Origin of the sequence: Sphingomonas pseudosanguinis (genome assembly GCF_014196255.1) — a bacterium.
In the GTDB taxonomy this organism is placed as follows: Bacteria; Pseudomonadota; Alphaproteobacteria; order Sphingomonadales; family Sphingomonadaceae; genus Sphingomonas; species Sphingomonas pseudosanguinis.
In genome coordinates this window covers 669,680-689,709 of sequence record NZ_JACIDH010000001.1, presented here as the reverse complement: position 1 = coordinate 689,709, position 20,030 = coordinate 669,680, and the positions used below count along the sequence as shown (strand labels likewise).

General features: G+C 69.2%; 15 protein-coding genes. 9 read left to right on the top strand and 6 right to left on the bottom strand.

Annotation, left to right across the window (positions count from 1 at the left end; translation table 11 throughout):
* Positions 1 to 47 precede the first annotated feature (47 nt).
* Together GGR48_RS03210 and GGR48_RS03205 are read left to right on the top strand one after the other, a co-directional pair.
* Entirely contained in the window at positions 48 to 3,392 is a 3,345-nt protein-coding gene (locus GGR48_RS03210) for a class I SAM-dependent DNA methyltransferase (RefSeq protein ID WP_183950430.1), read from the top strand.
* Positions 3,393 to 3,443: 51 nt separating this feature from the next.
* On the top strand, positions 3,444 to 4,646 hold the full coding sequence (locus GGR48_RS03205; RefSeq protein ID WP_183950429.1) for a M24 family metallopeptidase: 1,203 nt from the start codon (positions 3,444 to 3,446) through the stop codon (positions 4,644 to 4,646).
* An 86-nt stretch (positions 4,647 to 4,732) separates the two neighbouring features.
* Here GGR48_RS03205 and GGR48_RS03200 read toward each other — a convergent pair whose 3' ends face one another.
* Positions 4,733 to 5,746, bottom strand: a complete 1,014-nt coding sequence (locus GGR48_RS03200) for a 4-hydroxyproline epimerase (protein ID WP_206362546.1) — start codon at positions 5,744 to 5,746, stop codon at positions 4,733 to 4,735.
* A 75-nt stretch (positions 5,747 to 5,821) separates the two neighbouring features.
* On the opposite strand from GGR48_RS03200, the gene GGR48_RS03195 reads away from it, so the two are divergent.
* Positions 5,822 to 7,057, top strand: coding sequence for an NAD(P)/FAD-dependent oxidoreductase (locus GGR48_RS03195; protein WP_240456171.1), 1,236 nt, complete (start codon positions 5,822 to 5,824; stop codon positions 7,055 to 7,057).
* Positions 7,058 to 7,277: 220 nt separating this feature from the next.
* On the opposite strand, the gene GGR48_RS03190 is transcribed toward GGR48_RS03195, so the two are convergent.
* A complete protein-coding gene (locus GGR48_RS03190; protein ID WP_183950427.1) occupies positions 7,278 to 7,616 on the bottom strand; it encodes a hypothetical protein in 339 nt (112 codons plus the stop codon).
* A 90-nt stretch (positions 7,617 to 7,706) separates the two neighbouring features.
* Between GGR48_RS03190 and GGR48_RS03185 the strand changes: the two genes are divergently transcribed.
* Together GGR48_RS03185 and GGR48_RS03180 are read left to right on the top strand one after the other, a co-directional pair.
* A complete protein-coding gene (locus GGR48_RS03185) occupies positions 7,707 to 8,117 on the top strand; it encodes a hypothetical protein (RefSeq protein ID WP_183950426.1) in 411 nt (136 codons plus the stop codon).
* A gap of 107 nt (positions 8,118 to 8,224) precedes the next feature.
* Positions 8,225 to 11,611, top strand: coding sequence for an AAA family ATPase (locus tag GGR48_RS03180; RefSeq protein WP_183950425.1), 3,387 nt, complete (start codon positions 8,225 to 8,227; stop codon positions 11,609 to 11,611).
* 137 nt (positions 11,612 to 11,748) lie between these two features.
* On the opposite strand, the gene GGR48_RS03175 is transcribed toward GGR48_RS03180, so the two are convergent.
* From GGR48_RS03175 to pdxH, 3 genes are read right to left on the bottom strand one after another with little or no spacing between them, the layout of a single operon-like run.
* Entirely contained in the window at positions 11,749 to 12,552 is an 804-nt protein-coding gene (locus GGR48_RS03175) for a PhzF family phenazine biosynthesis protein (RefSeq protein WP_183950424.1), read from the bottom strand.
* Positions 12,552 to 13,502 carry a cation diffusion facilitator family transporter gene (locus GGR48_RS03170; protein WP_183950423.1) on the bottom strand — a complete coding sequence of 317 codons (951 nt, stop codon included), beginning with the start codon at positions 13,500 to 13,502 and terminating at the stop codon, positions 12,552 to 12,554. Before GGR48_RS03170 ends, GGR48_RS03175 begins: the two co-directional genes overlap by 1 nt.
* Positions 13,499 to 14,080, bottom strand: a complete 582-nt coding sequence (gene pdxH / locus GGR48_RS03165; protein WP_183950422.1) for a pyridoxamine 5'-phosphate oxidase — start codon at positions 14,078 to 14,080, stop codon at positions 13,499 to 13,501. The genes GGR48_RS03170 and pdxH overlap by 4 nt, the downstream gene beginning before the upstream one ends.
* A gap of 230 nt (positions 14,081 to 14,310) precedes the next feature.
* On the opposite strand from pdxH, the gene GGR48_RS03160 reads away from it, so the two are divergent.
* Together GGR48_RS03160 and GGR48_RS03155 are read left to right on the top strand one after the other, a co-directional pair.
* A complete protein-coding gene (locus tag GGR48_RS03160; protein ID WP_183950421.1) occupies positions 14,311 to 16,764 on the top strand; it encodes a circularly permuted type 2 ATP-grasp protein in 2,454 nt (817 codons plus the stop codon).
* Positions 16,761 to 17,654, top strand: a complete 894-nt coding sequence (locus GGR48_RS03155; protein WP_183950420.1) for a transglutaminase family protein — start codon at positions 16,761 to 16,763, stop codon at positions 17,652 to 17,654. The genes GGR48_RS03160 and GGR48_RS03155 overlap by 4 nt, the downstream gene beginning before the upstream one ends.
* Positions 17,655 to 17,773: 119 nt before the next feature.
* On the opposite strand, the gene GGR48_RS03150 is transcribed toward GGR48_RS03155, so the two are convergent.
* On the bottom strand, positions 17,774 to 18,004 hold the full coding sequence (locus tag GGR48_RS03150) for a hypothetical protein (RefSeq protein WP_183950419.1): 231 nt from the start codon (positions 18,002 to 18,004) through the stop codon (positions 17,774 to 17,776).
* Positions 18,005 to 18,105: 101 nt separating this feature from the next.
* On the opposite strand from GGR48_RS03150, the gene GGR48_RS03145 reads away from it, so the two are divergent.
* Positions 18,106 to 19,047 (top strand): DnaJ C-terminal domain-containing protein, encoded by a 942-nt coding sequence (locus GGR48_RS03145; RefSeq protein ID WP_183950418.1) that lies wholly within the window; start codon positions 18,106 to 18,108, stop codon positions 19,045 to 19,047.
* A gap of 7 nt (positions 19,048 to 19,054) precedes the next feature.
* Entirely contained in the window at positions 19,055 to 20,026 is a 972-nt protein-coding gene (locus tag GGR48_RS03140; RefSeq protein WP_183950417.1) for a YihY/virulence factor BrkB family protein, read from the top strand.
* The last annotated feature ends 4 nt before the right edge of the window (positions 20,027 to 20,030 follow it).

Genomic DNA, 20,030 nt, shown 5'->3' with positions numbered 1-20,030 from the left:
GTAAATCCAAATCCTCCCGATGATCCCCATCGGGAGGATTTCAACATATGGCGACCCCGACGGCGATCGAGGCGTTCATCCGGCGCTGGCAGGCCTGCGAAGGCGGGGCGGAGCGCGCGAACTATGCGCTGTTCCTGACCGAGTTGTGCGCGATCATCGGCGTCGCCCCGCCCCAACCCGCCCACGCCACCAGCGCGCGCAACGACTATGTCTTCGAACGCGCGGTCGTCCTGCCGGGCGAGGAGGATCGGCGCGGCCGGATCGACCTCTACAAGCGCGGCTGTTTCGTGCTGGAGGCCAAGCAGAGCCGCGAGGGGCTGGGCGCCAAATCGCTCGCCGATCTCGGCCCCATATTGTCCGGCCTGCTGCCCGACGAACCCGGTGCCGCGCCCCGCTCGCGGCAATGGGACCTCCTCATGCGCCGCGCGCGCGAACAGGCCGAGCAATATGCCAGGGCGCTGCCGGTCGAGCATGGCTGGCCGCCCTTCCTGATCGTCGTCGATGTCGGCCGGGTGATCGAACTGTTCGCCGACTTTTCCGGCCAGGGCAAACATTACAAGCAATTCCCCGACCGTGCCCGCTTCCGCATCACGCTGGACGATCTGCGGCGCGAGGAGGTGCGCCAGCGGCTGGCGGCGATCTGGGAAGCGCCGCTTGCGCTCGATCCGACCCGCCACGCCGCCGCCGTCACCCGCGACGTGGCCGCGCGGCTGGCGAGCATCTCCAAGCTGCTGGAGGAGCGCGGGCATGACCCGGAACAGGTGGCGCTGTTCCTGATGCGCTGCCTGTTCACCATGTTCGCCGAGCATAGCGGGCTGTTGCCGCCGGACGGCTTCGTCACGCTGCTGGCCGATGCGCGCGAGCGGCCCGACGCCTTCGTGCCGTGGATCGAGGATCTGTGGCGCTCGATGGACCGGGGCGGCGAGGCCAATGTGCTGCGCTGTGCCGTGCGGCGGTTCAATGGCGGGCTGTTCCACACCGCCGACGCGCTGCCGCTCAATCGCGAGGAGATCGGCGAATTGCTCGCCGCCGCCAGGCGCGACTGGCGCGATGTCGAGCCGGCGATCTTCGGCACGCTGCTCGAACAGGCGCTCGATCCCGACCAGCGGCGGCGACTGGGCGCGCATTATACGCCGCGTGCCTATGTCGAGCGGCTGGTGACTGCGACCGTCATCGCGCCCTTGCGCGACGATTGGGCGCAGGTGCTGAGCGCGATGGAGAATGAGCGGACCGACAATCCCCGCGCCGCCGTGCAGCGGGTGCGCGATTTCCACCGCAGGCTGGCGGCGACGCGCATCCTCGACCCCGCCTGCGGCACCGGCAATTTCCTCTATGTCACGCTCGAGCTGATGAAGCGGCTGGAGGGCGAGGTGCTGGAAGTGCTCGCCGAATTGTCGGGCGAGGAAATCCTCCATCTCGACACCGAGACGGTACATCCGCGCAATTTCCACGGGATCGAGGTCAATGCCCGCGCCGCCGCCATCGCGCAGCTGGTGCTGTGGCTGGGCTATATCCGCTGGCAGCTGCGCAATGGCGGGCAGGTGTCCGACCCGGTGCTGGAGGATGTCCAGTCGATCGTCACCGGCGATGCACTGCTCACCCCGTCGGGCGCCCGCACGCCCTGGCCCGAGGCGGAGTTCATCATCGGAAACCCGCCCTTCATCGGCGGCAAGGATCTGCGCGGCCGACTTCCTGCGGGCATGGCCGAGGCGCTGTGGTGCGCCTACCCCAAGATGCCGCGCGCGGCGGACTATGTGCTCTATTGGTGGGAGCGCACGGCGCAGGCCTTGGCCGCCAGGGGGTCCCCGCTGATCCGCTTCGGCTTCGTCACCACCAATTCGATCACCCAGACCTTTGGCCGCCGCGTCATCGCGCGTGCGTTGGAGGCGTCGCCGCCGCTGTCGATCCTGCTGGCCATCCCCGACCATCCCTGGACCAAGGCGACCTCCGACGCCGCGATGGTGCGGATCGCGATGACGGTCATCGCGCGCGGCAGGCAGGACGGCCGCCGTCTGCGCATCGTGCATGAAGGCGGGCTGGACAGCGACACGCCGGACATCCGCTTTACCGAGACGATCGGGCGGATCAATGCGGACCTGTCGGTGGGGGCCGATGTCGCAAGCGCCAAGCCGCTGCTCGCCAACCAATGGCTGTGCTCGCGCGGCGTATCGCTCCACGGTGCGGGCTTCATCGTGTCACGGGCGGAGGCGGAGATGCTGGGTCTTGGCCGCCGCGAAGGGCTGGAGCGCCATATCCGCCCCTATTGCCACGGCCGCGACCTGACCGCGCGGACGCGGGGTGCGATGGTGATCGACCTGCTCGGCCTGTCCGAAGCCGAGGTGCGGCAGCGCTTTCCCGAGGTGTATGGGCATTTGCTGCGAACGGTTCGAAAGGCCAGACAACAGCAATTCAACAAATCACCAACCGCAGATGCCCGGGCCTATCTCGATAGCTGGTGGATCATGGGCAAACCCCGCACCGAATTGCGCTCGGCTCTCGACGGCCTCTCCCGCTATATCGCGACGGTCGAGACCGCCAAGCACCGCATCTTCCAGTTTCTCGATTCAGATACGCTGCCAGACAACATGCTGGTCTGTGTCGCCAGCGAGGATGCGCATCATCTGGGCGTCCTGTCTTCCTCCGCCAGTCTGGCATGGACCTATGCCAATTGCGGGCTGATGGGCGTGGCGAAGTTCGAGCAAGGGCATCGATATACCAAGACGCAGGTCTTCGATCCCTTCCCTTTCCCTGATGCCAGCGACTCCAGCGGTCGAACGATCGCCGATCTGGCCAACGAACTCGATGCCACCCGCAAGCGCATCTTGGCCGGGACGCCCGACCTGACCCTGACCGGCCTGTACAATCTGCGCGCCAAGTTGGTCGCCGGCCAGCCCCTGACCGCCGAGGAAGAGGGCCAGCGCCGCATCGGCTCGGTCGACCTGATCGCGCGGCTGCACGACCAGATCGATGCCGCCGTCATCGCCGCCTATGGCTGGCCCGCCGACATCGCCGCGCCGGAGATGGTCTCGCGGCTGGTCGCGCTCAATGCCGAGCGACGCGGTGAGGAACGGAGCGGCCGCGTGCCATGGCTGCGCCCCGATTTCCAGAGCCGCCGCGCCGGCGCGACCCCGCTCGCCCAGGCCGACCGCACGCTGCCGCTCGCCGAGCCGGCCGATGCCAAGCCCAGTTTCCCGCGCGATCTGGGCGGGCGCATCGCCAGCGTCTTCGCGCTGCTCGCCACCGACCGCCCCCTCACCGCCGCCGAGATCGCCCGGCATTTCGCGCAAGGCCGCCAGGTCGAACGCGCGGTGGTCGCGGCGCTTCAGGGGGCGGTCCGGCTCGGCTATGTCGCGCACGGGCCGGAGGGCTATCGCTTGCGCCGGGTGGCATGAGCATCCATTCCACGCTAGAGCCGCAACCGTATACGAAACGGAGCGAATGACATGGCAGGGATGATCGGCGGATCGACTGCGGAGCGCGAACTGGCGAGCCTGTCGCCCTGGGCCAACCCCGCCCCCGTCATCAGCGCCGAGGAACGCGCCCGCCGCATCGACCGTGCGCGCGAACGGATGGGCCAGATGGGCGCCGATGCGCTGCTGATCGGCGCGGGTGCGAGCCTGCGTTACTTCACCGGCGTCGCCTGGGGCGCGACCGAGCGGCTGGTCGCGATGCTCCTGCCGATCGCGGGCGATCCGATCTTCATCTGCCCGGCTTTCGAACTGGGATCGTTCGAGGCGAGCCTGTCCATCCCCGCCACCGACATCCGGCTTTGGGAGGAGGATGAAAGCCCCTCCGCGCTGGTCGCCGACGCGCTGAGGGCGGCGGGCGCGACCACGCTCGCCATCGATCCGGCGATGGCCTTCCTGTTCGTCGAGCGTATCCGCGCCGCAGCACCCGGCGTCGCGCTGGTCAGCGGCGCACCGGTCGTCGACGGGTGCCGCATGATCAAGTCGCCGGCCGAAATCGCGCTGATGCAACAGGCGATGGACATCACGCTGGAGGTGCATCGCCGCGCCGCGCGTATCCTGCATGAGGGCATTCGCGCGTCCGACGTCATCCGCTTCATCGACGCCGCGCACCGCGCGCTGGGCGCGTCGACCGGCAATTATTTCTGCGCGGTGCAGTTCGGCCGTTCGACCGCCTTCCCGCATGGCCTGCCGCAGGACGATGTGCTGCGCGACGGGGATGTCGTGCTGGTCGACACCGGCACGCTGATCGACGGCTATCACAGCGACATCACCCGCACCTATGCGTTCGGCGATGTCGGCGACGAGGTCCGCCGCATCTGGGACATCGAGAAGGAAGCCCAGGCCGCCGCCCTCGCCGCCGTCCGCCCGGGTGTACGTTGCGAGGCGGTCGACTATGCCGCGCGCGCGGTGCTCGACCGGTCGGGCCTCGGCCCCGACTATCGCCTGCCCGGCCTGCCGCATCGCACCGGCCACGGCATCGGCCTGTCGATCCATGAGCCCGCCTATCTGGTGCGCGGCGACACGACGCCGCTGACGCCGGGCATGTGCTTTTCCAACGAGCCGATGATCGTCGTGCCCGAACGCTTCGGCGTGCGGCTGGAGGATCACTTTTACGTGACCGAGACGGGCGCCGCCTGGTTCACCGAGCCCCAGCCCGCGATCGACGATCTGGGCTGAGCCAATCCCGAACCGTTCGCGCTGAGCGAAGTCGAAGCGCCTTCCCTCGGCCTTCGACTTCGCTCAGGCTGAACGGCTGTAGGGGTTCACACCACCGTGAACCCGGCCCAGAACGGGTCCTCACGATCGATCCAGATGGTGTTGAAGCCGGTCGACACCGCCGAACCCTGGATCGACGGGACGATCGCCGCCTGCCCGCCAAGTTCGGTCGCTTCCTCGACCCGGCCGATGAAGCGGCTGCGGATATAGCTTTCATGGACGAAGCGGTCGCCGACGCTCAGCCGCCCCTTCGCCGCCAGATGCGCGAGGCGCGCCGAGGTGCCCGTGCCGCACGGAGACCGGTCGATCGCCCGCTCGCCATAGAAGACCGCGTTGCGGCCATCGGCGTCCTCGGCCGAGGGCTTGTCGGCCCAGAGCACATGGCTGACCCCCCGGATCGAGGGTTCGAGCGGGTGCACCGGCTCGAACTTCTCGCGCACCAGTTCGCGGATCGTGCGGCTGAGTTCCACCAGCCGCGACGCGCCCAGATCGTCGAGGCCGGTATAGGCCCCCTGCGGCTCGACGATGGCATAATAGTTGCCGCCATAGGCGACATCCAGCGTCAGCGGGCCGAAGCCCGGCACGTCGATCTCGATCCCCTCGGCCGCCAGATAGGCGGGCACGTTACGGATGCGCACCGCCGTGACCTTCGCGCCCTGCTTCTCATATTCGATATGGATGGTGCCCGCCGGCACCTCCACCTTCAGCTTGCCCGGCTCACGCGGGGTGATCAGGCCGTTTTCCAGGCCGAAGGTGATCATGCCGATCGTACCGTGGCCGCACATCGGCAGGCAGCCGCTGGTCTCGATGAACAGGATCGCCGCGTCACTGTCGGCCTCGCACGGCGGATAGAGGAAGCCGCCCGACATCATGTCATGCCCGCGCGGCTCGAAGCACAGCCCGGTGCGAATCCAGTCGAACCGTTCGAGGAAATCCAGCCGCCGTTCGGCCATGCTGGCCCCGCGCAGCAGCGGCGCACCGCCCGCTACCAGCCGGACGGGATTGCCGGCGGTATGGCCGTCGATACAGAAAAAGGTGTGGCGGATCGTCGGTGTCGTCATCGGGATTTCCTTGCTACACAATCCGTATACGGTATCATATGGCATATGCCCAAGCCGGAAAATGCGTCTCCCTCCATGTCCGATCGAACCGCGCTGATCATCGGCGGCGGCGTCGTGGGGATGACGACCGCGCTGATGCTGCAACGGCGCGGCTGGACGGTGACGCTGGTCGAGGCGGAAGAGAACCCCCGCGCCGCATCCTGGGGCAATGCCGGTCATATCGCCACCGAACAGGCCGAGCCGATCGCTTCGCCCAAGATGGTGCGCGGCTTTGCCGGCAGGCTGTTCTGCCGGGGCGGTGCGCTGGCGCTTCCACCGCGTGAGATCGGGACCTGGCTGCCCTTCGCGCTGCGACTGCTGGGGGCGGCGCGTGCGGATCGCTATGCGCGGGCACATACCGCGCTGGCCGCGCTGCTGGCGGAGGCGATGCCCGCCTGGCGGCGGCATGTCGCGGCGCTAGACACCCCCGGATTGCTGCGCGAGGACGGGCATGTCGTGCTGTGGGAAACGCCCGAGAGCGCCGCATGCGGACTGGCCGGCTGGCAGGCGGCGGACACCGGCACAGCACGTTTCCGGGCATTGACCGAGGCGGAGCTGGCGCAATGGCAAAGCCGGATCGCCAGCCCGATCGCGGGTGGCATCCGCTTCGAGGGCAGCGGCCAGATCGCCGACCCGACCCAGCTCGCCGACATCGCACGGACGCGCTTCCTGGCGGACGGCGGCACGCTGCTGACCGGTCGGGTCGCAGCGATCGGCGACGGCGAGGTCCGCCTGACCGACGACCGCCGCCTGTCGGCACGCGAGATCGTCGTGACGGCGGGCGTGGCGAGCGCCACGCTACTCCGCCCCTTCGGCCTGAAAGCCCCGATCATCGCCGAGCGCGGCTATCACCTGCAGACCGGCCCCCAGGTCGACTGGCCCGCCGACCTGCCCCCGGTGGTGTTCGAGGATCGCTCGATGATCGTCACCCGCTTCGCCGGGGGCTTACGCGCCGCCAGTATCGTCGAATTCGCGCGCGCCAAGGCCAGGCCCGACCCGGCCAAGTGGAACCGCCTGCGCCACCACATCGCGGCGCTCGGCCTGCCGATCGGCGAGGACGCCAAGCCCTGGATGGGCGCACGCCCGACCTTGCCGGACTATCTGCCCGCCATCGGCCGGGTGCCGGGCGTGCGGGGGGTGTCCTATGCCTTCGGGCACAACCATCTCGGCCTGACGCTGGCGCCGATTACGGGGGAGCTGGTCGCGGGGATGCTGGAGGGGGATGCGACAGCGGTGTCGCTGACCCCATTCGGTCTGGAACGCTTCAGCTAAGACGGCCGGATCGACATTCATCTCCTTCCTCCCCTGGAAGGGGAGGTGGCAGGCCGAAAGGCCTGACGGAGGGGTGTCTTGGTCTGAGAGGTTGAGCCGCATCCCCGACCGGGGGCACCCCTCCACCATCCTTTGGATGGTCCCCCTCCCCTTCCAGGGGAGGAACAGGATGAATGTCGATCCACCCTTAGGCCAACACTCGCCTGGCGGCTGACCGCACCTATTGCTTGGGGATGAATATCCCTTGATGGCCGCTTCGTCGCAACAGAAGCTGGCGCTCCTGGCGTACCGGCTTTGCCCCTCCATCCCGTACCAGAGCCCAATAGGCCGCCCGCAGCGGATCGGATGCGCACTCTTCCAGCTCGGTGTTGATCATATCCTTTTGCGCGGACACGGCCCATCGGTTGCAGCCGTCAAACCCCGCAACGATCTGTCCGTCCTGCGTGACGATCTCAAAACCGGATCGTCGCCGCCCGTCCATCGCGACCGATGTCCACACCTCGCGCTCTTGCGAACCGCACGATGCCAGCAGACAGAGCAGGAGCAGCTTGCACTTCATGGTCCGGAAACACGACAATATGCGATCGGCTCCCTGCCCGTCATCGGTCGTAGATGGTTCGAATGGCGGGAAAGCGGCTGGACGAGGTCGATGATGCGTCGGGACAAGGACTATTGGCAACGGCTCCGCAAAGACCCCCGCTCCAACTGGGCGGCGGGGATGGCGGCGCTCGCCGCGATCGCGGCATCCGTCATGCTGATCGGTCTGCTGGTGGAGGGCAGCCAGTATCAGGCGCGCACCAATCCGCTCTACTGGATACTGATGCTCCCGGCGGTCTGGTGGTCGACCGGCTTGGCGCGGTTCGAACCCCGGCCCGTCCGCTGGTGGAAACCGGCCATGCTCCTCTGTGTCGTCATCGCGGGCGCCGTCCTGGCGCTGGCGATCGATAGCGGCGATGGGATGCCGGAGGCCATCGGCTTTGCCCTCACGCTGATCAGCGCAGTCTCCAGCATGGTCCTTCTTCGCGACAGCCTCGTCGCGCGCGAAGGACCGGCGCGGTAGATCGCCGCCGGATACCGCGTGCGACTTGTGTCGACGCCCCCCTCGACAATCCCCCCCCATTCGCTATCGATTAACCACGTATCGACGTGAGGGCAGCGACCGGGTCCGTGCAGATCAAGCGGCTTCGCATTTCGGGTTTCAAGAGCTTCGTCGATCCGGCCGATCTGGTCATCGAACCGGGGCTGACCGGCGTTGTCGGGCCCAATGGCTGCGGCAAGTCGAACCTGCTCGAGGCGTTGCGCTGGACGATGGGTGAGAACAGCGCGCGGTCGATGCGCGGCGCCGGTATGGAAGACGTGATCTTCGCCGGCACCGCCACCCGCCCGCCGCGCGACTTCGCCGAGGTCACGATCCTGGCCGAGCGCGAGGGCGAGGAAACCGAGATCGTCCGCCGGATCGAACGCGGCGCGGGCTCGGCCTACCGGATCGACGGCCGCGACGTGCGGGCCAAGGACGTGGCGCTGCTGTTCGCCGATGCCGCGACCGGCGCGCATTCGCCCGCGCTCGTTAGCCAGAACCGGATCGGCGCGGTCATCGCCGCCAAGCCGGCCGAGCGCCGCGCCATGCTGGAGGAAGCCGCCGGCATCTCGGGCCTGCACGTCCGCCGCCGCGATGCCGAAACGCGACTGCGCGCGACCGAGGCCAATCTGGCGCGGCTGGACGAGGCGATCGCCGATCAGGACGCGCGCGTCGCTGCCTTGCGGCGACAGGCACGCGCGGCCGAACGCTATCGCCTGCTGTCCGACCAGATCCGGGTAGCCGAGGGGCGGATGATCTTCGCCCGCTGGCGCGATGCCGCCGCCGCCGCGACCACCGCCAAGGCTGAAGCCGCCGTTGCCGAGGCGCAGGTGGAGGCGACCACCGCCACCGAGCGCAGCACGGCGGAGGCACAGGAACAGGCGGTCGCGCTCGCCGCGCGTACCCGCGCCGCCGCACTCGCCGCCCGCGATGCCCTAAGCGAGGCGGGCCATGCGCTGTCCCGCGCGCGCGACCGCCGCCACGGCCTGCAACGCCGGATCGAGGAACTGGCCGCCACGCGCACCCGCATCGACGAGGATCGCGCGCGCGAGGATGCGCTGGCGCATGACGCCGCCGCCGCGATCCGCCGCTTGGCCGACGAGCGCGAGGACCTGAACGCCCGCATCGCCCATGCCGAACAGGCCATGCCCCGGCTCGACGCGCTGCTGGCGGAGGCGGAAAGCCGGAACCGCGATGCCGAGATCGCGCTGGCCAAGGCGCTGTCCGCCCAAGCCGCCGAGGCGGCCGAACGCCGGATCGCCGAGGGCGCGCTGTCGGCGGCGCGCGGTCGCCACGAACGTGCGGAACGCGACGCGCGCGGGGTCGCCGCCGCCATCGCCGCGCTGCCCGACATGGCCGATCAGGAGGCACAGCGCGAAGCCGCCATCGCCACCCAGGCCGCCGCGCGCATCGATGCCGACAAGGCGCGCGCCGCGCTCGGTTGGGCCGAGGAAAGCGAATTGACCGCCACCGCCGAGCGCGATGCGGCGGAGACCGCACGGGCACAGGCGATCGCCGCGCTCGCCGCGCTGGACGCCGAAGTCGCGACGCTGATCCGCGCCACCGAGCGCAAGGGCGGCGACCGTTTGTTGGACGAGGTGCAGGCCGAGCCGGGGTTCGAACGCGCCCTCGCCGCCGCGCTGGGCGACGAATTGGATACGCCGTTGGCCGACTGGCACGGCTCGGAGATGGCGGAGGATGATCCGCCCGCGCCGGTCGGGACGCTGTCGCTCGGCGCGCGGATCAAGGCGCCGCCGACGCTCGCCCGGCGGCTGTCGCAGATTTTCCTGGTCGAAGCCGATTCGGGACAGGCGCTGGCGGTCGGACAGCGACTGGTTACCCGCGAAGGGCGGCTGCGGCGCTGGGACGGCTATATCGGCGAAGGCGGCGGCGCGGCGGCGGCCGAGCGGATGGAGCGGCGCAATCGGCTGGCCAAGCTGGAGGCCGAACGGCCGGCGGTGGAGACCAGCCTGCGCGTCGCCACCGAGGCGCGCGCCGCGATCGACGACCGTATCGCCCGCGCGCGCCTGGCCGCCGCCAGTGCACGCGCGCTGCTGGCCAAGGCGGAGGCCGCGCACCGCGACGCGCAACGGGCGGAGGATCGCGCCCAGGCGCAGGTCGAACGGCTGGCCGGCCAGCGCGCCGACCTCGCCACCCGGGCCGAGCGTATCGCTGCCGAGATGGACGAGGCGCTGGCCGAATGCGAACGCGCCGCCGCCGCGCTGGAGGCGCTGCCCGACGGTTCGGCCAGCGCGGCGGAGACGGCGCGGCTCCAGACCGAGACGCAGCTGGCGCGCTCCGCCGTGGCGCTGGCCCGGTCCGAGCGGACGACGCTCGACCGCAGTCTGGCCCAGACCCGCGACCGGCTGGAGGCGGCGACGACCGAGGCGGAGAGCTGGGACCAGCGCGAGGGTCAGGCGGCAGGCCGGATCGCCGAGATGGATGCGCGCGCCGCGACGCTCGCCGCCGAGGCCGCCGCGCTCGCCGATCGCCCCGCACAGCTCGCCGAGGAGATCGCGACGCTCGCCGCCGCGCATGACGCCGCGCGCGCCGATGCCGAGCGGACCCAGGCGGAGGAGGCCGACGCCGAGCGCGCGCTTCGCGCCGCCGAGGCCGCGCATGCCGGCGCCAATGCCCTGCTCTCCGCCGCGCGCGAAGCGCGTGCGGGGGCGCTGGCGCGGGTGGAAAATCATGAACTGCGCCGGGTCGAACTGGGCCGCGTGTCGGGCGAGCGCTTCGCCTGTCCCGCGCCGGTGCTGCCCGAACGGCTGGCGTTCGAGGCGGCCAGCGTCGGCTCGCCCCAGGTCGAAGGGGGCCTGCACGAAAAGCTCTCCGCCGACCGCGAACGCATCGGCCCGGTCAATCTGGTCGCTGAGCGCGAGTTGGCCGAACTGGAGGCCGCCGGTATCGCCAATGCCGCCGAGCGCGAGGATCTGGCGCAGGCGGTGACGCGGCTGCGCGGCTCGATCGGGCTGCTCAACCGCGAGGGGCGGCAAAGGCTGCTGGCGGCGTTCGAGGCGGTGAACGGCCATTTCCAAACGCTGTTCGCGACGCTGTTCGATGGCGGCTCGGCGCATCTGGCGCTGATTGATTCGGACGATCCGCTGGAGGCCGGGCTGGAGATCATGGCGCAGCCGCCGGGCAAAAGGCTCCAGTCGCTGACGCTGTTGTCGGGCGGCGAACAGGCGCTGACGGCGGTCGCGCTGATCTTCGGGCTGTTCCTGACCAACCCCGCGCCGATCTGCGTGCTGGACGAGGTCGATGCGCCGCTGGACGACGCCAATATCGACCGGTTCTGCGGACTGCTCGACCGGATGACGCGCGAGACCGATACGCGCTATCTGATCGTCACGCATAATGCGGTGACGATGAGCCGGATGCACCGTTTGTTCGGGGTAACGATGATCGAGCGCGGGGTCAGCCGGTTGGTCTCGGTGGACTTGCAGGCGGCGGAGACATTGCTGGCGGCGGAGTGAGACCGCCTCAATCCTCTGCCAAGCCGCAAATGCGGGGCGTGCGCTTCGACTTCGCTCAGCGTGAACGGCTGCGGGATGATTTGGCCTAATCCTACGCTCCGTTCAGCCTGAGCGAAGTCGAAGGCCACGCGAAACCCTCACGGCAGCAGGAACGTCCCCTCGATCACTGTCACGCAGCCGCCGCCCAGGATCACCCGGTCGCCGTCCAACCGACAGGTCAGACGCCCACCGCGCGCACTCGCCTGTTCCGCCACGAAGGAGTCGCGGCCCAGCTCCTGCGTCCAGTACGGCGTCAGCACCGCATGCGCTGCGCCCGTCACCGGGTCCTCGTCGATGGCGAAGGCGGGGACGAAGACGCGGCTGACCACATCGGCCTCTCCTGCCCCGCCGCGCGCGGTCAGGATCACGACATAGCGCCCCGCCTTGGCTAGCGCCGGGAAGTCGGGCTTGCAGGCCCGCACCCTGGCCGCATCATCGACCACGACGACCGCATAGCCCGCCGGATGGCGCAGCGTCTCGACCACGCCGTCCACGCCCAGCGCCTCGACCACGCCCGGCAACGCCTCGGGCGATGGCGTGCGTTCGGGCAGGGACATGCTGTACCCCAGCCCGTCGCGCGCCACCTCCAGCACCCCGGCATGGCGCGTCGCGAACCGCACCCGCTCGCGGGTCGTATCCGACGTCAGAACGACATGCCCGCTCGCCAGCGTGGCATGACCGCACATCTCCACCTCGTCGCCGGGGGTGAACCAGCGCAGCTCGAAATCCGCCTCGCCACCGTCCGCCGGCACCAGAAAGGCGGTTTCGGACAGATTGTTCTCCTGCGCGATTCGCCGCAGCGTGGCGTCGTCGAGCCACGACGACAGCATCATCACCGCCGCCGGATTCCCGCCGAACGCGGCATCGGCAAAGGCATCGACCTGGGTGAAGGGAATGCGCATCAATAGACTCGCTTGCCGAACCAATGGGGGGTGACGTCCGCCTCGACCAGCGGATTGTCGGTGTCGACATGGCCCTCGGGATCGAGATGGATCAGCACCTCGACCTTGGGGAAGGCGCGGCGCAGCGCGCGCTCGACGCCCTCGACCACGTCATGCGCGGCGGCGACCGTCATGTCGCGGTCGACCTCCATGTGGAACTGCGCGAAGTCGTGGCTGCCTGAACGCCGGGTGCGGAAGTCGTGGATGCCCTTCAGCCCCGGCTGGCGCGCGGCGACGTCGAGGAAGGCCGCGCGCTGATCGTCGGGCCATTCCTTGTCCATCAGCTGGTCGATCGCGGTCGAGGACGCCTGGAACGCGCCCCAGGCCAGCCACAGCGCGATGGCGATGCCGAAGACCGGGTCCGCGCCGTGCCAGCCGAAATACTGGTCGAGCACCATCGCGACGATCACCGATCCGTTGAGCAGCACGTCCGACTGGTAATGGACATTGTCCGCCAGGATCGCGACCGATCCGGTGCGGCGGATGACACTGCGCTGATAGGCGAGCAGGACCACCGTCGCCAGGATCGCGATCACCGACACGCCGATGCCGAACTCGGCGTCGCTGGTCGGATTGTCCGCGCCCAGCGCCATCACCGCGCGCCAGGCGATGCCCGCCGCCGACGCGGTGATCAGCGCCACCTGGAACAGCGCCGCCAGCGCCTCCGCCTTGCCATGCCCGAAACGATGGTCATGGTCGGCCGGGGTCGCCGCCAGCCGCACGCCGTACAGCGTCACCAGGCTGGCGAGCAGATCGAGCGCGGTGTCGGCGAGCGACCCCAGCATCGCGACCGAGCCGGTCCGCCACGCGGCGAAGCCTTTGAGCGCCAGCAGGAACAGCGCCATCGCGACGCTGGCCAGCGCCGCCTTGGTCGCCAGCGGAATGACCTTCTTGCGTTCGTCCTGGGTCACGGAAACAGCAATCCTTCGTCCCAGCCATTCTCGCCGGTGCGGGTGAAGACGCGGCGCTCATGCAGCCGGTGTTCGCGGTCGAGCCAGAACTCGATCCGCTGCGGAGTGACACGGTATCCGCCCCAATGCGGCGGGCGCGGCACATCGCCGCCCTCGAACCGGGCGCGCATCTCTTCGAACCGCGCCTCGAACGTCTCGCGCGCGTCGAGCGGGCGTGACTGGTCCGAGGCCCAGGCGCCCAACTGCGAATCGCGACCCCGGCTGGCGAAATAGGCGTCCGACTCGGCGTCATCGACGTGAGAGATCGCCCCCTCGATTCGGATCTGGCGGCGTAGCGACTTCCAGTGGAACAGGAGCGCCGCCCTGCTGCCCTCGCCCAGCTCCTGCGCCTTGCGGCTTTCGCGGTTGGTGTAGAACACGAAGCCGCGCGGATCATGGCCCTTTAGCAGCACCATACGCACCGAGGGTTGCAGCTGCGCATCGACCGTCGCCAGCGCCATCGCATTGTAATCGTTGATCTCGCTCGCACGCGCCTCGGCAAGCCAGATGTCGAACAGGGCAAAGGGATCGTCAGCCATGCGCCCGCCCATACGCCTGTGGAAAGGGAAAACCAATGTCGCGATCGGAAACGCTGGCCAGGGTCTGGAGGGCGTTTGACGACGGGTAAGGTCATTCCTCTCCTTGCAGGGAAGGAGGGAAGGAATGTCGGGAATGGCCATGTGGCGTCGGGCATCCCACGCCGCAAATCCCGCCCGATCACCAATCGCCTGTTGCAACCTTCGCGCAATGCGGCGATTTTCCCCGACCGATGGACCCCTCCGAGGATAGCCCCGCCCAGGCCGCCGCCTGGATCACTGCCTATCGCGCCGCCGCCGGAGTGGACGTGATGGCGGGGTCGAACGATCCGGCCTGGGCCGCCATGCTGGAAGAACTGGCCGCCGTCGCCAGCAATCTGGCCCATGCGCGCGAGCGGGTGCAGCGTCATGCGGCGGACATCGGCACCGGCTTTCGCATCATCGGCGAAACCGACGAGCGGCCCTGGCCCGTCTCGCCCGTCCCCCTGTTGATCGACACCGGGGAATGGGCGGGGATCGAGGCGGGGGTGATCCAGCGCGCCGCGCTGCTGGAGACGATCCTGGCCGATCTCTACGGTCCCGGACGGCTGGTCGCCGATGGTCATATCCCCGCCGCGCTGGCGACGGGCAGCCCCTATTTCCTGCGGCCGATGGTCGGGATCACCCCGCCGGGCGGCCATCACCTCAGCTTCGTCGCCTTCGATCTGGCGCGCGGACCGGACGGCGAATGGCGGGTGTTGGCCGACCACCTGCGCAATCCGGCGGGCGCGGGCTATGCGCTGGAGAACCGGCTGGCGGTCAGCCGGACCTTGGGCGGTTTGCAGAACCGGCTGAACGTACAGCGGCACGCGCCCTTCTTCGCCGCCTTCCGCGCGGGCCTCTCCGCACAATGCCGTCGCGCCGATCCGCGGATCGGGCTGCTGACGCCCGGCCGTTTCAACCCGAGCTACCCCGAACAGGCGCATCTGGCGCGCTATCTCGGCCTGTTGCTGGTCGAGGGCGCGGACCTCGCCGCGATCGAGGGACAGGTCTATGTCCGCACGGTCGCGGGGCTGAAGCGGATCGACGCGCTGTGGCGGCGGCTCGATCCCCGGATGCTCGATCCGCTGGCGTTCGACAGCCATTCGCAGATCGGCGTGCCCGGCCTGATCGACGCCTATGTCGAGGGGCAGGTGGTGATCGCCAACGCGCCGGGTGCGGGCGTGCTGGAAAGCCCGGCCGTCTCCGCCTTTCTCCCCGCGCTCGCCCGGCATGTGACTGGCGAGGCGTTGCGGCTGCCCAATATCGCGACTTGGTGGTGCGGCGGCGCGCGCCAGGCCGCGCATGTCGCCGATCATCTCGACACGCTGCTGATCGCCCCCGCCTTCGGCCCCAGGCCGCTGGGCCTGCCCGCCGGCGCGCGGCCGGGGGCGAGCCTGTCGCCCGACGAGCGCGCCGCGCTGCTCGCCGACATGGCCCGGCGCCCGCAGGACTATGTCGGGCAGGAGATCGTCCGCCTGTCGACCATGCCGGTGGTCATCGGCGATCAGCTGGCGCCGCGCCCGTTCACGCTGCGCGTCTTTGCCGCGCGCGATGGCGAGGGGCGGTGGACCGTCCTGCCCGGTGGTTTCGGTCGGATCGGCGACCACCCGGAGGCGACCGCCGCGATGATCGGCGAAGGGCTGTGGTCCGCCGATGTCTGCGTCCATGGGGCCGAGCCGGTGGCGCCGGTCTCGCTGCTCGCCGCGCCCGACTCGCTGCACGTCCGGCGCAATCCGGGGACGCTACCCAGCCGGGTGGCCGACAATTTCTACTGGCTTGGCCGCTATCTGGAGCGGGGTGAGGCGCTGCTCGCGGCGATCCGCGTGATGCTCGGCAATTCGATCGATGTCGATGGCGGCGCGGCGCTCGACACGCGGACCGTCGGGCGGCTGGTCGGGCTGATCACCGGCGGCGGGGCCGCGCCGCATCCCGACAGCCTGCACCGCGCCGCACTCACCCAGTTCGCGCGCACCGCGATGGAGGATGAGGGCTTTCATTCGGTCGCCCGCATCAACCGGCTGGCGCGCGGGATCAGCGAAGGCTCGCGCGACCGCCTGTCCGCCGACATGGTGCGGCTGCTGGAGGCGCCCTTCCCCAGCCATGTCGGGATGCTCGACCGGGCGGGCTCGCTCCAGCGCCGCTATGCCGCCATCGCAGGACTGTCGGCCGAGCATATGGTGCGCACCACCGCCTGGCGCTTCCACGATCTCGGCCGCCGGGTGGAGCGCGCCATCGCGGTCGCTCGCGCGACACGGCTGTTCGGCATGGCGGGCGCATCGGCGGACGATCTGTCGACCCTGCTCGACCTCGCCAACAGCCAGATCAGCTATCGCCAGCGTTATCCGACCGGCCTCGCCCGCGTCGCGGTGGTCGACCTGGTCGCGCTCGATCCCAACAATCCGCGTGCGCTCGCCTATCAGACCGCCCGCATCGCCGACGGCCTGTCGCGCCTGCCGGTCCTGTCCGACGACGACATGGCCGAGCCGCAACAGGCGCAGGCGATCGCCATCCGCGCCGCGGTCGAAACTGCGGACGCGCGGACGCTCGACGCCGATACGCTGGGCGATGTCGAGCGGCGGCTGGGCCTGTTGTCCGAGGCGATCGCCCGGCGCTATTTCTTGCAAGGCGCCGAGCCCTTGCGGGCGGGTGGATTGACGCTCGCATGATCTACGACATCCGCCATATCACCCGCTTCGATTATGGCGCCCAGGTCAAATATGCGCGCTGCAATCTACGGCTGAAGCCCATCGACTGGCCCGGCCAGACGCTGGAAAGCTACGACCTGATCGTCGAGCCGGTCGGCCGCACCCGTGCCGCCCATGCCGAGGCGGGGCTGGCGCATGTCACCCGGCTGGTCGTCGATCGCCCGGTGCGCAGCCTGACCATCGAGAGCCGTGCGCGCATGGTCGTCGACCGGCCGGTGCCGATGCCGTCGCCGAGCGACCCGACGCTGGCCGACGTGTCCGCACTCGCCCGGAGCAGCCGTGATCTGTCGGCGGCGAGTCCGGCCAATTACATCTTCCCCTCGCCCCTCATCCCGCTCGACCCCGCCATCGCCGAGTGGTGCGCCGCCGACCTGTCGCCCGACCGCGGCGCGCTGGAGGCGGGCTTCGCGCTGGCGAACCGTATCCAGCGCGAATTCGCGTTCGACCCCACCGCCACGCTGGTCGACACGCCCCCGGCCGAAGCCTTCCGCCAGCGGCGCGGCGTGTGCCAGGATTTTGCCCAGATCATGATCACGGGGCTTCGCGCGGCGGGCATCCCGGCGGCCTATGCCTCGGGCTATATCCGCACCCTGCCGCCGCCGGGACAGGCCCGGCTCGTGGGGGCGGACGCGACCCATGCCTGGGTGCTGATCTGGGGCGGGCCGCAAGCGGGCTGGGTCGGGGTCGATCCGACCAACGGCATCTGGATGGCGGGCGACCATATCATCGTCGCGGTCGGCCGCGACTATGCCGAGATTGCGCCGGTCGATGGCGTGGTGCTGGGCTCGGGCGCGCAGAAGATGGACGTCAGCGTCGACGTCGCGCCGTTGGAGGAGATGGTGGCGGGGTAAAATCATCCCCCCTTCCGTTCAGCCTGAGCGAAGTCGAAGGCCAAGTGAAAACGCTCGCGGCTAAGCGCGGGGCGTGCACTTCGACTTCGCTCAGTGCGAACGGAGCGGGCGGGGTGGGGTCAGCCCTCCTCGGTCACCGCATTGGGATTGTCCTTGTCCGGGTCCGGATGGCCACCCTTGCCATGGTACGCTGCCCCGCTCTGGCCGCCATGGAAGTCGCCTTCCCGCTCTGGCACGCCTTCATAGCCGCCACCCTGGCTTTCGCCGCCATGTTTGCCCGGCGCATCCGACACGCCGTCCGGCGCGCCCTTCTTCCCATCCTTATCCACGGCTTGCATCGGCTGGGTCATGATCCGTCTCCTTTGTCATGGCTCAACGCATGGGCAACGGATTGCGCTCCGGCGCGGACTTCCCCACATGGAAAGGTAATACACTGCCAACGGGGAACAGAGTGGCCGATCCATATCAGACGCTGGGCGTGAGCCGCACGGCCAGCGAAGCCGATATCAAGAAAGCCTATCGCAAGCTGGCGAAGGAACTGCATCCCGACCGCAACAAGGACAATCCCAAGGCGGCGGAGAAGTTCAGCCAGGTCACCAACGCCTATGACCTGCTGAACGACAAGGACAAGCGCGCCCGGTTCGATCGCGGCGAGATCGATGGCGACGGCAATCCCGCCTCGCCCTTCGGCTTTGGCGGCGGGGCCGGTGGTCCGCGCCCGGGCGCCGGGGGTGGCGGGTTCCGCCAGCAATTCGATTTCGGCGGCGAGGGCGCCGACATGTCCGACATCTTCGAGGGAATGTTCGGCGGGGCCGGGCGCGGCGGCTTTTCGGGCGGTTTCGGTGGCTTTGGCGGCGGTCGCCGGCAGGCCCCCAAGGGCGCCAACATCGCCTATGCGCTGAAGGTCCCCTTCATCGACGCCGCCACGCTCAGCCCGCAGCGGGTGACGCTGGGCGATGGCAAGACGATCGATCTGAAGCTGCCCGCCGGGGTCGAGACGGGTACGCAGATGCGGCTCGGCGGCAAGGGCGAGCCGGGCCTGGGCGGTGCGGGCGACGCGATCGTGACGATCGAGGTCAGCCCGCATCCCTTCTTCACCCGCGACGGCGACGACGTGCGCCTCGACCTGCCCATCTCGCTGACCGAGGCGGTGCTCGGCGGGCAGGTGAAGGCGCCGACGGTCGAGCGTCCGGTCATGCTGACCGTGCCCAAGGGCACCAGTTCGGGCAAGACGCTGCGCCTGAAGGGCAAGGGCTTTCACAAGAAGGATGGCGGGCGCGGCGATCAGCTGATCACCCTGATCATCGACATTCCCGCCGATGATGCCGCGCTGCAACGCTTCGCCGCCGAATGGACCGACGGCAGGAACCCGAGGGCCGCCATGGGCGTCTGATCGTTCCATGAGCGATGCGAACGGCCTGACCCCTGAAGAACGCGCCCATCACCCCGGCAGGGCCCGCCAGCGGCTGGACCGGCAGATCGCCAAGGTCGGTCCCGGCTCCTATGCCTTCGAGGTGTTGAAGCGGACCAGCCTGGGTGTGTTCAACGACGGGTTCATCCATGCCGGGAACCTCGCCTATCTGGCGTTGATGACGCTGTTTCCGTTCTTCATCACGACGGCGGCACTCCTGTCGCTGTTCGGACAAAGCAACGAGACGCAGCATGCGGTGGAGAGCTTCCTCCACGTCCTGCCCCCCGATGTCAGCGATTTGTTGCGCAAACCCATCGCCGATGTGCTGGCGGCGCGGACGGGCTCGCTGCTGTGGCTGGGCGGGTTGGTCGGCCTGTGGACGGTCGGCGGTTTCATCGAGACGATCCGCGACATCTTCCACCGCGCTTACGGCGTGAAGGCGACGGCGGCCTTCTGGAAATCGCGGCTGTCCTCGACGCTGGTCATGATCGCATCGGTCATCGTCGCGCTGCTGTCCTTCCTCGTCGCCGGCGTCCTGACCGCGGCCGAACAGTTCATTTATCGTCTTGTCCCCTTCTCGCAGGACGTGGCGGGCTGGGTCGGGCTGTCGCGGCTGATCCCCGGCGTGGTGATGTTCGGAGCGCTGTATCTGCTCTTCTATTCGGTCACCCCGGCCAAATATCGCGAAAGCGAATGTCGCAAATGGCCGGGGGCGTTGTTCACCGCCGCCTGGTGGGTCAGCATGACCGCGCTGCTCCCCTGGGTGCTGTCGCAGCTGGGCGGTTATGACATGACCTATGGTAGCCTGGCGGGCGTCGTCGTGATGCTGTTGTTCTTCTATCTGATCGGCCTGGGGCTGGTTTTCGGTGCGCATTTGAACGCGGCACTGGCGGAACCCCCCGAACCGGCGCTAGAGAGGGCGATTGATGGAAGTGAACCGGCAGGAGCGGTAACGGCGTGAACGG